Here is a 13,447-nt window from a genome sequence, read left to right on the forward strand (position 1 = left end):
ACTTCTTTCTGCTATATATATCAATCACCAGAACCTCTTCGGCAAATCCGCAAGAATCAGTTTGAGTTCCGGTTCCTTAACCCGCTTAATTGCTTTAGGAATACTTACCCACTGCCGCATTCTATAGCTAGCTTCCGGCCAAATTTCCAAAACTGCGTTCACTTGCATTAAAAATACTTCTACCCGACAAGTATAGCCAGACTTTTGATATTCGTAAGTTCCCAGCAAATCCGGGAACACTTGACCCAACAAACCTGCTTCTTCCCAAGCTTCCTTGGCGGCGGAATCTTGGGGAGTCATGTCAGGTTCAATTAATCCTTTGGGAATCACCCAACGCTTACCGGTTGAAGAAGTAATCACCATCACTTCAATTTGTCCGTCTTGAATGCGGTAGGGAATTACTGCCGATTGGTCTACCAAGAAAGTGGTTTGTATACTCATAATTTCTGCAATATTTCTGGGTGTAAAAGCTGCTGCAACTTACTTAATAATTGAGACCTAAACAATAAAAACTGCACGCCTGATTCTCGATAATTTACCCTTTTAGACAACAACAACCAAGTTGAAAATAGACATATTTCGCTTTCCCCTCTGTTGAAACTAGCAAATGTAGATGCACTGCGGCTGAAAAATAATATTATTGCAATAATCTCGCGCAATCCTATACCGACGCGCAGATAAAAGCCGATCGCCCAAATCTGCCTTTATCTGCGCCGGTATGCGGTTTGACGCCTAATCTTTTTTCGACTTAGCCTCCAAACTTTCCAAACGACTCTTCAAATCCTGATTATCCTTTTTCACCAGGTCTAATTCCTCCCGTAACTGTTTCACTGCTGCATCAGAACCAGCATTTTTCTGCACTCTTTGGACAGCTTCATCAGCCATCATGCGGACGCGCCCGTCGGGGGTTTGGTCAGCTAAAGAACGCAAAATCCGCATAGCTTTGCGAGTTTCCATCTGTCCTAAACCCACAACTACAGATACTTGAGTCAAGAAAAAAGTCTCTTTAGAAAGTTCCGCCAATCGCTGCAAAATCCGTTCTAAATTGAGCTTAGTTTGACCTGTCGAAATTGTGCCCAAAGAGCGAATTGCAGCCAAGCGCAAAGCTTGCGGAGTACCGATGGCTGTATATTTCAAAATTAGATTCAGCGCATCTTCCGAAGTTTTCATTTGCGCCAAACCGGAAATAGCACCCGATCGCACAACCTCATTCCAGCCCTGACGCTCTTTCAGTACCAACTTTAACTCTTTTAGTACCTGTTCGTCCGTCGGTTTTTCATCCGGGTTAGCCCCTGCGATCGAGCCCAGAGCACTCGCTGCGGCCGCTTCTACATAATAGCTATCGTCGCCTTTTTCGACGATCGCCCTCAGCGCCTTATAAGTTTCGTGAGTCTTGATTTTAGCTAGCGCACTCACCACAGCGCGGCGAACCCGGGCATCTTTATCCTTCAAACCAGTTGCTAAACCATCAAAAGCTTGGTCAAGTTTAATGTCTACCAACTGGCCCGCAACTTCTGCCCGCACAGCCCAAAACCGCTCTTTCTTGAGAACTTCTGACAGCGTTTTCACAGCTTCCAATCCTCCCTTTTTCGCCAAAGCTTGGGCGGCATAAATCCGAGAAACCGGGTCGGGGTCGAACTGCAACTGAGCTTTTAGTTCCGCAACTCCATACTCTAAAACAACTGTTTTTAAGTATTTGTTTCCGACATCGAAACAGACAAATGCTGGCTTCTCTTCTAGGGGGAAATAGAAACTTTGCTCGCGTTCGTGGACTCGCACAGTGAAAGTTTTTAGGTTGGCTGAACTGTCATCGTCTGCATCTTTTTCCGGCTTGTAACCGAAGCCGATCGGAATTTTCAAGTCAAAGACATCTTTGCTATTGCTATTACCGTTACCGTTGCCATTTTTGCTGTCTTTTACCTGAGTTTGGGTAACAGTCACCTTTGCTAATTTGTTGTCGCCGTCCCAGGAATAAGCAACCTTGTAATCTGGATGACCACCGCGATAAACGTACTGGTCAAACAAAAACATCAGATTGCGGCCTGTCGCCTTTTCGATCGCCCTGAGCAAATCGATCGTTTCTACAGTTTGGTGAGCGTTATCTCGCACAAAAGTGTGAATTGCTTTGTAAAACAGCTCGTCGCCTAACTCGGCGCGAATCATGTGATAAACACAAGCACCTTTTTCGTACAAATGGCGATCGTACAATTCAATGGCTTCGCGGTAAACGTGAGTAACCATCGGGCGGCGGTAGCGGGAACTGTCTTCAGCTAAATAATTGCGGGCTTCACCTAACATATAATAAGCCGCGTCTTCTTTGCCGTATTCTTTGTCAGTCCACAGCACCTCGGAATAAGAAGCCATGCCTTCTTTGATCCAAGCATGAGACCAATGTTTAATTACTACTAAATCGCCGAACCACTGGTGAGCCAATTCGTGGGCGACTAAGCTTTCAGTACCTCGATTGTCGAGGCTGGCGCGTTCGTCTAACAAGCACCTATCTGTTAGTAAAGTTGTCGAAGTATTTTCCATACCGCCGAAGATGAAATCATCGACGCAAACTTGTGCGTATTTGGGAAAAGGGTAAGGATAGCCAAATGCTTTAGAGAAGAACTCTATCATTTGGGGTGTTTTCCCCATGCTGCGCTTAGCATCGGATTCGCGGCCTCTTTCGACGTAATAATTAACTGGTTTGCCGTTCCATTCGTCTTTGATTTCGGCAAAATCTCCGACTGCTAAGGTCATTAAATAGGTCGGGTGTACTTGCGTTTGCGACCAGTGATAAATCTTATCGTCGCCGTCGGTTTTTGTGCTAATTAATTCGCCGTTAGAAATAGCAAAAAGTTGTCTGGGAACTTGCACTCTAATTTCGGATGTTGCGAGTTGTCCGGGATAGTCGAAACAAGGAAACCAGAAGCGGGAATCTTCGTCTTCGCCTTGAGTCCAAACTTGTGTTGGTTTGTCGGGATAGTGTTTGTCTGGGCCGACGAAATAAAGGCCGCGCTGGGGTTTTTCGACCGAGTATGCGATCGCAATTGTAATTGGTTCGTAGGCTACCGTTGGTTCATGCAGTTGAATTTGCAGCACTTCCCCGTCGCTGTCAAAATCTTGCTTGATTTCACCGACTTTTACCGATTTAATGTTGAGGTTGACCGCATCTAAGGTTAATTTGTCAATACCGCTGCGGACTGGATTTATGCGGATGCTGCAAGTGCCGCGAAAACTTTGTTTGGGAATATCCAGCACTAAATCGAGGAAAATATGCTCTACTTGACCGGGGCGATCGGGGTTGTAGTGGGGCCTCGCACCGGGCATCTCGAAGGATTTATGACCGTTTTCAGAATCAAAGTAAGTGTGTGACATTGTGATGGAGGAGTTGTGAGTCGATCGGCGATCGCTGGTGTTTTCGCTGCTGCGGAACTGCCAGCTTATTCTAGAGTAGCGCGTCCCGCTGCTGTTGTCTCTAATCTTATTAAAAACTTGGCTGATAATTGCCTGGATCGAAAATATGAATTGTTTGCTACAATATCAGCAAGGCTAATGTTTGCAATCATCAGCCTGCAATTGAAATTGAGAGGGAAATCTGCATGACAGCTACACTATCAGTTCCCAGTTCGATCGCATCTTGGCTGGGCGACGAAGCCGAAGACTTGCTCACCCATCAAGCGAAAGTTTCTAAAGATTTGTTGCACCTGCCAGGCCCCGATTGGGTCGATCGCATTTTCGCTCAAACCGATCGATCTCCTCAAGTTTTGCGATCGCTCCAGCAACTCTATTCTAGCGGACGCTTGGCAAATACTGGCTATTTATCGATCCTGCCAGTAGACCAAGGAATCGAACACTCGGCGGGCGCTTCTTTTGCACCAAATCCCATCTATTTTGACAGCGAAAACATCATCAGACTAGCAATCTCCGCAGGATGTAACGCTGTCGCGACAACCCTGGGAGTTTTGGGTAGCGTATCTCGCAAGTACGCGCACAAAATCCCTTTCATTATGAAACTTAATCACAATGAATTGCTGACTTATCCCAATCAATACGACCAAATAATGTTTGCATCAGTCGAACAAGCTTGGAATTTGGGAGCCGTTGCAGTCGGAGCCACAATTTATTTTGGTTCGCCGGAATCAACCCGACAAATCCAAGAAGTCAGTCAAGCTTTTGCCCACGCTCACGAATACGGAATGGCAACAATCTTGTGGTGCTACCTCCGCAACGATATCTTCAAACAAGACAAAGATTATCACACTGCCGCTGATTTAACTGGTCAAGCAAATCACTTGGGAGTGACAATTCAAGCCGATATCATCAAGCAGAAATTGCCCGAATGCAACAACGGTTACGCAGCAGTTGCTAAAGCCACCGGGAAGAGTTACGGCAAAACTGACAGCCGCGTGTATTCTGAATTGACAACGGATCACCCGATCGATCTAACCCGCTATCAAGTGCTCAACTGTTATGCAGGAAGGATGGGTTTAATCAACTCCGGCGGTGCTTCGGGAAAAACCGATTTTGCCGAAGCAATTCGCACAGCAGTCATCAACAAACGCGCAGGCGGCTGCGGCTTAATTTCCGGCCGCAAAACTTTTCAGCGTCCGTTTGAAGAAGGTGTAAAATTGTTCCACGCCATTCAAGACGTTTATTTGTCGCCCGAAATTTCGATCGCCTAATTCATTAATATCAGCCGTAGGGTGTGTCGCCTGCGATAAATCTTTGCCAAAAAATGGACGCTCTCATAGCGACGCACCAGCACGGATCAAGAACTCTTGTAAACAACCCCAAAAATGTATTGTAGGAATAATCATTAGAAATATTATAAATTGCAACTTAACTGTAATATTAATAGTAACCGAACAGATACACAGACAAAATATATAATTTTAAATGCCTCACAGCCTCATTTTAAACCTACTGCCAGTTGCACCAATCCCATCCCAATTTTTAACGGGACGGCATCTTCACGCTTTATTTCTCAACCTTGTGAGTGCTGTGGATAGCGATTTTAGCGCGTACCTGCACGACCAATCTAATGAAAAAGCTTTCACTTTAAGTCTTTTCCAACTAAGCAGAAAAGAGGTTGACAAAAGCAGCATATCACAGACACAAAAGAGAGTTTTGCCTCCGGCGGGGCGCACTATTTCGCAGGCTGTGCAGTGGGAACACAAGCAGGCAATTCGCGAAAATACGCCGATTTGGTGGCGCATTTCTCTGCTGGATGACGGTTTGTTCGATCGCCTAACTGAACTTTGGCAGCAACTCAACTTCGAGAGCCCGTGGCATTTGGGCCCGACAAATATATACATTACTAATATTCAGAGCCAACCGCAATCACATCAGCCGTGGGTTAACTTTTGCAGTTACGCCGAATTGTTCGAGAGAGCTTCGGAAACTGAGCGCCAAATTGCGTTTACCTTCTGCACTCCTACGAATTTTCGGCAAGGCGTGTACGACAGTGCGATGCCAACTAGAGAGAGTGTTTTTGGGAGTTTGGCGAATCGTTGGAACAAGTACAGCGAAATTGCGATCGAACCTACTTTTATCGAAACTATTTTCCCCAGCTTCTTCAATATCCGCACAGAAGTTTGTACAGATTCTCGCAGTAAATTTATTGGCTGCGTCGGCGATATTAGTTACCGAATTATGGGAGATGTCAATCCGACTGCTATCAAACAAATTAATGCTTTAGCAGATTTTGCGCTTTACAGCGGAGTTGGGCGCAAGACGCCGATGGGAATGGGTATGACGCGCAGGTTGCATAATTTTTAATTATTAGACTTGAATTGCAAAAATAGCTAGGACGTTGCTCAGAGCAACATCCCACAAGAAAAAAATATTTTTGTGGGATGGGCTTTGAGCAACGTCCTAAAATTTGATTAAAAAGATTTTTGCAATTCAAGTTTATTCACTTTTCGACTGAATTTCACTGACTATTTCATAAACATCAGTGTCGGGAATTTTGGCAAACAAAGGCGTCATCTGCTTCAGTATTTCCTGATAAGCTTGGCTTTGATTTGCAGCCATCTCTTCTACGCTTTCCCAAAAAATGATCGCAATCCCTTTGTCTGTATTTGGCAATTGCAGCAGGTATGCTCCCTTAAAGCCTGTGGCATAAGTTGCAACGGCTTTGGCAAAAAGTTCTTCTGCTTCTTTGAATTTTCCTGGTTTAAATTCGCCAATGGCAACGTAGGCAAACTGATGTCTGAGAAAGTCTAGAAATTCGGACATATCCTTTTCCTCAACAAATCGCGATCCACCAAGTTTTATTTTACCCTCTTCGCAGTAATTTTGTGAACTTCATAGTTTGTAATTTTGAGCGAGCTAAGCGGCGAATTGATGAGATATTGCACGTAGCTGCGATCGCACTTTACGGTAAAAAGCGGTTTTTTGCAATAACCCTCTTGAAGTTTTTAAATTTTACCTGCCAAAATTGTAACATACAAATATCAACAAAGTAAAGAGCTCGCTCCAACAAATGAAAAAAATATTAGTAATTGAAGACAATAACTTAATCCGAGAAACCGTTTTAGAACTTCTGGAATCGCGAGGTTTTGAAGCTGTCGGCGCCGAAAACGGACGAGTCGGTATCCAGTTAGCGATCGCCGAAATTCCTGATTTAATTTTGTCTGATGTGATGATGCCCGAACTCAACGGTTTGGAAGTTTTCGCGGCATTGCGATCGTACCCTGCAACCGCCAGCATTCCGTTTATTTTTATGACCGCCACCGAAATGGAAAAAGTCCTCGAACTCAAAGCAGATGGCTATCTCAGCAAACCTTGCAGCGTCACAGAAATCCTGCGGGCGATCGCAACTCAACTAGAAAAACCGACAATTAGCAACCCAAAATATCAAAAAGTAACGGACAATTCTCCACCATCAAATCTCAGCAAGCGCGCCCGGGAGCAAAAATCTCAGTTTGAGATTGCGTCCCTTTGCTCGCAATGACGCGCACAGTAACGTTATTGATACATAACTTGAGGGAATTTCAAATTGGTTCCAGCCAGGGGTGACTTAGACTGGGTATGTTGAATTTGGTAAAAAAGTCATGAACGCACAACCCAAAGGCCGCCTAGTTTGGAATCACTCTACCCACCTTCCCGGCTTGATCCCAATTTTACAGCGCATCACCCTAAAAATGGGCATTCAAACCGTTACGCCCGGAGTCATCAACAAAGTTAAAGGACACATCCCCCGCATGACATTAAGAGTGTCAGTACCCATTCGCGGGGGATTTAAAATCATTGCCAGACAGGGCACAACCGTACAAGAAGTCTTTATATTAACCACTCTCAGTCAAGGGGACTTGGAAGAGATGATCGCCCAAACCCTAGCCAAGTGACAATTTTTGTTTGGCAAGCATGGCGCGTGCTCTAACTGAAACAGTTTCATCGCTTTGCGCGATTTCCTCAAGTTGGGCCGAAACTTCCGCTAACCAATCCGGTTTAACAGTCGCAGCACCCGCCAAAGCTTGCAAACCCCCCGCCGCTGCGTAGCGAACCACCCATTCCGGATCTCGGGACGCTTGCAGCAGCGTTTTCACAGCGCGCAGTTGAGCATCTACCATTTGTTCTGCCGGCATAAGTTCCCAGCAAATCGTCCCCAAACCCCTAACCGCCGCCCGCCGCACGCTCAAAGCAAAGTCATTCGCCGCCGCATCGAGCAAAATCTCTAAACCCCTGGGATCGCCAATTCCTGCCAAAGCCCGAACAGCCCAAGCTCTCGCCCCGTAATTGTAGCCGTCAAGCTGTTCTAGCAGCGGCAGCACGGCAGGTTCTCCGAGTTGAATCAGCCCGTCAACGGCGGCCACAGCGGCGCCTGGGTTGTTGTAGCCGAGGACTGTAATTAAGGTAGGAATTGCTTCTTTTGACTCAGCCGCCGCCAGTGCTTTGACAGTATTTAACAAGCCTTCGGAAGAATCTGCTTGTTCGACTGCGCGAATTAGTTCTAATGCCATTTAGTTGTAAACTCTACCGTGACTATTGTAATTGTAGGTTGGCTCGATCGCGCGATTCTTGAAGAGGGATAGCTGCGCCGCGCGTACTTTTAGCAACCTCACCCACCAACATCCTCATCAATACAGGTAGGGAAACAGCACTGCTGTGTCCTGAATTTACTATGTCCTGAATCTACGGCAGACAATTGAGCATCGCTACAGCAATCCTCTTTCAGGAGAGAAAATTTCGTTTTTAAAGTAAACTATCCATTAAATTCATAACTTGGATAGCTTCATCTGACAAGGATAGAGATGCTTGTTGATTGAGATGATGCTCCAAAACTCCTTTCAGAGCAATCAATTTCATGCTATTTTCTGCTAAAGTTTCAGCAATAGCTGGCGCTGACGGCAAATAGCCGATCGCCCCCAAGTCCATCAAAGCCGATCGCCTCAACTGCAAATTATCCCCATTCAGAGCCGTTACCAACCGCTCTCCATAAACCCGATCGCCAGTCAACTGATACATCGCCCGCGCCGCAGCGTACTGCACCCGCTCCACAGAATGTTCTAAAAAAGGTGAAATTAGCGGTATGGATTCTGTCGCTTGCAGCGTACCTAAAGCTTCAATTACCGAGTCGTAAGGCTGCACGAGGTGCGATTTTCCAGGCACTCGTAGCGCCACAGCTACGCCCCCATCCAATAGCTGCATGAGTGGTGGAATAGAATCGCGATCGCCCAGCATTTCTAGAGCTTGAGCCGCCGCTTCCCGCACGTAATAATCCGCGCATTCCAAACAGTGAATCAACGCCGGCAAGGCTTGTTTATCGCCCAATTTTCCCAGGGCCCGCGCCGCATTTCGTAGTAGGGAATAATCGCCTATTTTTGTTTGTTCTGATTCTTCTTGCAAGGCGGCAATTAAAGCTGCAATCGCTGCCGGTTCCTTGACTCGAAATCTGCCCACCCACCAAGCAGCGTAATACCGGAGACTATAGTCTTGGGAGTGCAAATTTGCGATCGCCTGTTCTATTGTTAAAGACTCGCCTTCAGCTACACCCGCCGGCGGTGAGTCGGATTCGTCATAATTCATAATTTTTAAGGAAACTCGGCGATTGAAATCGCTGCTAGACAAACAAAACCCGCCTGCGCGGGTTAAATTAACTCTTACTCTTAGTCCGCCTCGGCAGACATTATTTGACAAGAAGCGATTTCAATCGCCCTTTCAACTATTAGTTATGATCCGATGAGTCGTGGGAGGATTCATGGGATGATTCTGCGATCGCACTTAGCGGCTGAATGCTGACAATTGTACCGCCCATGCGAGTAATCCGCTGCATTTCTTGATTCATCCGATTGTACGGCACGGTGATAAATGTACTCGCGCTCGATCGAATCGAATAATCGATATTTTCGGTATTATCGCTTTGGCGCAAGCCTGCAACTTCATACCGAAAACAGCGACCGGCGGAAGCTGTATTGCCACTTTTTCCAGCTACAATTTGACCCAACATAAGCTTCTTGGTAATTTGTTATTTGTTATTTGTTACTTGTTATTTGTTACTTGTTAGTTGTTATTTGTTGGTTCTAATAACCAATAACTAATAACAACTAACCAATAACCAATAACTAAATTGGAGTAATGCTAGCGATTTTCCCGCCCATGCGTTGAAATTTCTGCATTTGCGAAGACAAATCATCCACAGGTACGATGAAAGCCTTGCTGCTGCGGCGCACGTTGGGATAGCCACCGGTGCGAATGCCAGAAACTTCCACGCGCAAGAGCCGTCCTGCCTTGCCGTAAGCTGCCGCGCCGCCGAAACCGCTGCTGGGAGTTACGTTTTGTGTTGAAGGGCGATATGCCCAACCTTCGTTGCCGCCAGAAGGCCCAACTACAGCCGTAGCGCTGTTAGTGCCGAGTTCGACAGCTAAGCGGGAGTTATTGCCTTCTAGTTGAGAGGTATCGCTATTTGCATAGCCGCGATACAGCCGGAACATCCGGGTAAAACCAACGGTTTTTTGACCGCGTTGCGTGTTAAAGCCCCGGTAGTAAGGGACGATACTCTCGCCGAAGTTTTCTTGATACTCTACTGAATCGATGTAAGAATCAACATCAGCGTCGTACCCTTGTGTTTGGTACAAATCTAAGTGATAAACTACTTCCGATTCGTCGTAGGGAGCGCGACCTAGCAAGTGTTTGTAGTTTAGTTCGATCGTCCGAGTTTGGAAGCTGCTGTATAAAAACTTGGTTTTGTACAGTTCCGATTTTGCCACGGCGCGCACAAATTCTCGCACCGTCAAACTGCCGTCTCGCAGGAGAGATTCCGCACTTATCAGGCGATCGGATTTCATCAAATAGTCGTTGCCCAGCACCTGACGGTAAACCGCACGAATCACTGTTTCAACGTCGTCTTTGGTGTAGTTCGGGCGCAATTCTACCTTCGGCGCATCGCTCAATGCGGATGTTCCCAGTCTGGATGCTGCTGTCGTAATCGCCACCAGATTTTCTCCTAAATTAACAACAAAAATTTAAAGCTTGGTTGCACTGGAAATTTTTAGGACTAAGGCAAATATGTCTGAAAGTATGGTGCGCAGTGCGCACCTTACTCATACACATTAATTAGTCCTAATTTGTTAAAGACGTTTCAAAAAAAACGTCTTTACAAACTTTAAGCTGTGGTAATACTTACCACTTTGCCGCCACGTTTGTTGATTTGCTGCAAGCGACTCGAAAGTTGCTCGTAAGGCACGAGATATTCGGTAGTAGTGCAGCGCACTTGGGGCGAAAACTTAGCCGAACCTTGCATTGCGGTGACTCGGTAAACTTGGTCGCGAGAGCCGCCATTCGTGCCGGCGAGGGCTTTCCCGGTGGAGGGGGTGGAGATGGGCGAAGCCGTATTTCTGGCAACTTCCCAGGTTAGCCGCGCTTGCTTTTGGTTTTGGGCGCGATCGCTGTTGGCATAGCCCCGGTACAATTGAAACATCCGGTTAAAACCGACGGTTTTTTGACCTCTTTGAGTCGCGAAGCCGCGATAGTAAGGCACTACGCTCTCGCCAAAATTCTCTTGATACTCTACTGAGTCAATGTAAGAATTGATTTCAGCTTCGTAGCCTTCTGCATTGTACAAATCAACGTGGAAAGCAATTTCCGACTCGTCGTAAGGAGCGCGGCCTAGCAAATGTTTGTAATTAAGCTCGATTAACCGCGTTTGCGAGTTCGGGTAAAAAAACTTTTTCCGATAAGTTTCGGAATGTGCAATTGACCGCACAAAATCTTTAACTGAAATCTGTCCTTGCACCAGTAAAGATTCCGCACTGGTGACTCGTTCGCTCGACATTAAATACTCGTTGCCAAAAACTTGGCTGTAAGCCGCGCGCATTACTGCTTTCGCATCGTCTTGAGTCCAATGGGGGCGCAGTTCTACTGGTCCCGCTTCTTCAAATGCTTTTATTCCCAACCGTTCTGCTGCACTTAATCCCGCCATCTTCGCTTCTCCCTTTTTTGCTTTAAAAACTGAAAAGTTCTAAAAAAAGTATTTGGAAAACTCGGCTAAGATCGCAGATGCCCGGAATTCTAAACAACCGCTAACACTCAAGCTAACAGCAGCTTACAATTCCGGGCATCACGCAAATCTAGCTTAGAGCGTTGACTGCGTAGTCGAGGTAGGAATTCGCTTCAGTTGCAGCGTCGCCACTCAAACCGTGGTTGGCTTTGATGTACTTGAGAGCTTCAACGTACCAGCTAGGAGACAATTCAAATGTCCGGTTGATTTCGTCAACGCCTGCAATCAGGTACTCGTCCATCGGACCGGTGCCGCCTGCAACTAAGCAGTAGGTTACCATCCGCAGGTAGTAGCCGATGTCGCGAGAGCATTTGGCTTTGCCGGTTGCAGTGGACGCGTAGTTCGGTCCTTGCATTTGTTGGGTGTACGGGAATTTGTTGTACACAGCTTGAGCTGCACCGTCAATCAATTGCTGAGACTTGGCGGTCAACGACTTGGCTGCTTCCAAACCTGCTGCTGCTTGGCGGAAACGGCCGAAGGCGACTTGCAATTCAGTGCTGCTCAAGAAACGGCCTTGAGAATCGGCTGCGGTTACTGCTTCGGTCAAAGGGGTTTTCATTGTTCTGCTGTCTCCCTAATGTTTTGTTTGTTCCAAAATGAGTGTTTGCAAAAATGCGATCGATCGCTTTTTTACACCAAGAAATGCTGGGCTATTTTTAGCCGACTGCATTAGCAGCGCGGTCGAAGTAGCTGCCGATTTCAGACATCAGCGAGCTGCAATCACCACGGGTAATGCCGTTGGGGTCGTTAGCAAGAGCGATCGCTGCTTCCTTCATTTTTTGCACACCGGCTGCAACCGAGCCACCGGGAACTCCCAGAGCTTGGTAGGTTTCGCGGAGACCGTTCAAACAACGGTCGTCCAAAACGCTGGCGTCGCCTGCAAATGTGGCGTAGGTTACGTAGCGCAAGATGATTTCCATGTCGCGCAAGCAAGCTGCCATGCGGCGGTTGGTGTAAGCATTGCCACCAGGAGCGATCAGTTGAGGCTGTTCGGCGAACAAGGTGCGAGCTGCGTTGGCAACGATCGTGGATGCGTTGCTGGTGATGCGGTTTACTGCATCAATCCGCTTGTTAGCCTCGGAAACCATGCTGCTGAGAGCATCTAGTTGACCCTGTGCGAGGAATTCGCCGCGAGCGTCAGATTGGGAAACCACTTTTGTAAATGCGTCAAACATGAAAGAACTCTCCTATTTGAGTTAATTGAGTTTGGTTGCGGTATAAAACCGTTAAGTTAAATTTGTTCAGGCCGCGAGTGCCTGTAAGGGCTGAAATTTGATGCCAGCTAATCTGCTGCTCCGATCGATCTCTCCCTTTCCGCTACCTTCACTATTGTGACATTGTAACGGACGTTTAAGAAACCTTAGAAAATTTTACACCTTTTATGAGATCCGACAAACCTTGTTAATCAGTGTTTTTGTTAACTTTAGCGTGTCGTTTCAACCCTCTGATAACTTTATACAATGCTCGTCCGCGTTTGTTTATTACAATTTATTACAGAAACTTATCTCTCTGAGAAGGTAAATCGCTAGGTGGCTAGTGGGAGTAAATCTACTCCCTGCGGTAGATGCGATAGGACAGCGCGAAACCCTTAGCCTGGTTCCAACGCCCGTAATCTAGCGGTGGGGCAGCCCGAATTTTCCCGTGGGCCATCGCCCATGTTGCGTTTTCCAGGGAAAAGACGGGATTGTTAAGAAAAGTAAACAAAATTAAAGTTTTGCAAAAACAAGGCAGGGGAATAGGGAAAACAGCACAAATTCTGCCCAATGCAGGATGCCGACAGAATTCGGTGGCGGTAAAATCCCAAAGATTGCGGGCCCGATCGCCACCGCCTCAGTTTATGCCCCAAATATCAGCATTTAGCGAGAAGACTCAGCCGTTGGGCATTGGATAAAAGCCGAAGAAATTGCTAATTTTTAGTTGTAAAGTAGATAAGTGCTGTCAGCGGTAGGTCTACAAACG

Annotated in this window: 15 protein-coding genes; 5 read left to right on the forward strand and 10 right to left on the reverse strand. The window is 46.6% G+C overall.

Translation table 11 applies throughout. The annotated features are described in order from the left end of the window. Nucleotides 1–24 precede the first annotated feature (24 nt). Nucleotides 25–441, reverse strand: coding sequence for an NUDIX hydrolase (locus tag QUB68_RS14945; RefSeq protein ID WP_332993702.1), 417 nt, complete (start codon nt 439–441; stop codon nt 25–27). Between the two features lie 291 nt (nt 442–732). After that, on the reverse strand, nt 733–3,363 hold the full coding sequence (locus QUB68_RS14950) for a M1 family metallopeptidase (RefSeq protein WP_332993704.1): 2,631 nt from the start codon (nt 3,361–3,363) through the stop codon (nt 733–735). Nucleotides 3,364–3,587: 224 nt separating this feature from the next. Between QUB68_RS14950 and QUB68_RS14955 the strand changes: the two genes are divergently transcribed. Then, on the forward strand, nt 3,588–4,670 hold the full coding sequence (locus tag QUB68_RS14955) for a class I fructose-bisphosphate aldolase (protein ID WP_332993706.1): 1,083 nt from the start codon (nt 3,588–3,590) through the stop codon (nt 4,668–4,670). 214 nt (nt 4,671–4,884) lie between these two features. Then, nucleotides 4,885–5,766 (forward strand): CRISPR-associated endoribonuclease Cas6, encoded by an 882-nt coding sequence (gene cas6 / locus QUB68_RS14960; RefSeq protein WP_332993708.1) that lies wholly within the window; start codon nt 4,885–4,887, stop codon nt 5,764–5,766. 132 nt (nt 5,767–5,898) lie between these two features. Here cas6 and QUB68_RS14965 read toward each other — a convergent pair whose 3' ends face one another. Next, entirely contained in the window at nt 5,899–6,225 is a 327-nt protein-coding gene (locus tag QUB68_RS14965; protein ID WP_332993710.1) for an antibiotic biosynthesis monooxygenase, read from the reverse strand. A gap of 247 nt (nt 6,226–6,472) precedes the next feature. Here QUB68_RS14965 and QUB68_RS14970 point away from each other — a divergent pair, with 247 nt between their 5' ends. Both QUB68_RS14970 and QUB68_RS14975 read left to right on the forward strand, forming a co-directional pair. Further along, nucleotides 6,473–6,943 (forward strand): response regulator transcription factor, encoded by a 471-nt coding sequence (locus QUB68_RS14970; protein WP_332993711.1) that lies wholly within the window; start codon nt 6,473–6,475, stop codon nt 6,941–6,943. Between the two features lie 100 nt (nt 6,944–7,043). Then, the gene (locus QUB68_RS14975; protein ID WP_106333592.1) at nt 7,044–7,337 is read left to right on the forward strand and encodes a DUF2103 domain-containing protein; all 294 of its coding nucleotides are present in this window, start codon (nt 7,044–7,046) and stop codon (nt 7,335–7,337) included. On the opposite strand, the gene QUB68_RS14980 is transcribed toward QUB68_RS14975, so the two are convergent. The 7 genes from QUB68_RS14980 to QUB68_RS15010 all read right to left on the reverse strand — a co-directional run bounded on the left by QUB68_RS14980 (nt 7,326) and on the right by QUB68_RS15010 (nt 12,663). Beyond that, complete coding sequence (locus QUB68_RS14980) at nt 7,326–7,952, reverse strand: HEAT repeat domain-containing protein (RefSeq protein ID WP_332993713.1); 627 nt, start codon at nt 7,950–7,952, stop codon at nt 7,326–7,328. The two genes, QUB68_RS14975 and QUB68_RS14980, sit on opposite strands and share 12 nt — an antisense overlap. Before the next feature lie 232 nt (nt 7,953–8,184). Beyond that, on the reverse strand, nt 8,185–9,018 hold the full coding sequence (locus QUB68_RS14985; protein WP_332993715.1) for a HEAT repeat domain-containing protein: 834 nt from the start codon (nt 9,016–9,018) through the stop codon (nt 8,185–8,187). A 139-nt stretch (nt 9,019–9,157) separates the two neighbouring features. Next, a complete protein-coding gene (locus QUB68_RS14990) occupies nt 9,158–9,439 on the reverse strand; it encodes a phycobilisome linker polypeptide (RefSeq protein WP_332993716.1) in 282 nt (93 codons plus the stop codon). 115 nt (nt 9,440–9,554) lie between these two features. Next, a complete protein-coding gene (locus QUB68_RS14995; protein ID WP_332993720.1) occupies nt 9,555–10,424 on the reverse strand; it encodes a phycobilisome linker polypeptide in 870 nt (289 codons plus the stop codon). Between the two features lie 170 nt (nt 10,425–10,594). Continuing rightward, nucleotides 10,595–11,410, reverse strand: coding sequence for a phycobilisome linker polypeptide (locus QUB68_RS15000; RefSeq protein WP_332993723.1), 816 nt, complete (start codon nt 11,408–11,410; stop codon nt 10,595–10,597). Nucleotides 11,411–11,558: 148 nt separating this feature from the next. Next, entirely contained in the window at nt 11,559–12,047 is a 489-nt protein-coding gene (gene cpcA / locus QUB68_RS15005) for a phycocyanin subunit alpha (protein WP_332993725.1), read from the reverse strand. A 97-nt stretch (nt 12,048–12,144) separates the two neighbouring features. Beyond that, nucleotides 12,145–12,663, reverse strand: coding sequence for a phycocyanin subunit beta (locus QUB68_RS15010; RefSeq protein ID WP_332993727.1), 519 nt, complete (start codon nt 12,661–12,663; stop codon nt 12,145–12,147). Nucleotides 12,664–13,172: 509 nt separating this feature from the next. Between QUB68_RS15010 and QUB68_RS15015 the strand changes: the two genes are divergently transcribed. Further along, nucleotides 13,173–13,379: a hypothetical protein gene (locus QUB68_RS15015; RefSeq protein ID WP_332993730.1), complete on the forward strand. Its 207-nt coding sequence runs from the start codon at nt 13,173–13,175 to the stop codon at nt 13,377–13,379. Nucleotides 13,380–13,447: the final 68 nt, after the last annotated feature.

Origin of the sequence: Microcoleus sp. A006_D1 (genome assembly GCF_036702805.1) — a bacterium.
Lineage (GTDB): Bacteria > Cyanobacteriota > Cyanobacteriia > Cyanobacteriales > Microcoleaceae > Microcoleus.

Bases quoted from the DNA above. Each gene is read 5' to 3' on its own strand.
- QUB68_RS14945 (WP_332993702.1), bottom strand. From the start codon at position 441: ATGAGTATACAAACCACTTTCTTGGTAGACCAATCGGCAGTAATTCCC.
- QUB68_RS14950 (WP_332993704.1), bottom strand. From the start codon at position 3,363: ATGTCACACACTTACTTTGATTCTGAAAACGGTCATAAATCCTTCGAG.
- QUB68_RS14955 (WP_332993706.1), top strand. From the start codon at position 3,588: ATGACAGCTACACTATCAGTTCCCAGTTCGATCGCATCTTGGCTGGGC.
- cas6 (WP_332993708.1), top strand. From the start codon at position 4,885: ATGCCTCACAGCCTCATTTTAAACCTACTGCCAGTTGCACCAATCCCA.
- QUB68_RS14965 (WP_332993710.1), bottom strand. From the start codon at position 6,225: ATGTCCGAATTTCTAGACTTTCTCAGACATCAGTTTGCCTACGTTGCC.
- QUB68_RS14970 (WP_332993711.1), top strand. From the start codon at position 6,473: ATGAAAAAAATATTAGTAATTGAAGACAATAACTTAATCCGAGAAACC.
- QUB68_RS14975 (WP_106333592.1), top strand. From the start codon at position 7,044: ATGAACGCACAACCCAAAGGCCGCCTAGTTTGGAATCACTCTACCCAC.
- QUB68_RS14980 (WP_332993713.1), bottom strand. From the start codon at position 7,952: ATGGCATTAGAACTAATTCGCGCAGTCGAACAAGCAGATTCTTCCGAA.
- QUB68_RS14985 (WP_332993715.1), bottom strand. From the start codon at position 9,018: ATGAATTATGACGAATCCGACTCACCGCCGGCGGGTGTAGCTGAAGGC.
- QUB68_RS14990 (WP_332993716.1), bottom strand. From the start codon at position 9,439: ATGTTGGGTCAAATTGTAGCTGGAAAAAGTGGCAATACAGCTTCCGCC.
- QUB68_RS15000 (WP_332993723.1), bottom strand. From the start codon at position 11,410: ATGGCGGGATTAAGTGCAGCAGAACGGTTGGGAATAAAAGCATTTGAA.
- cpcA (WP_332993725.1), bottom strand. From the start codon at position 12,047: ATGAAAACCCCTTTGACCGAAGCAGTAACCGCAGCCGATTCTCAAGGC.
- QUB68_RS15010 (WP_332993727.1), bottom strand. From the start codon at position 12,663: ATGTTTGACGCATTTACAAAAGTGGTTTCCCAATCTGACGCTCGCGGC.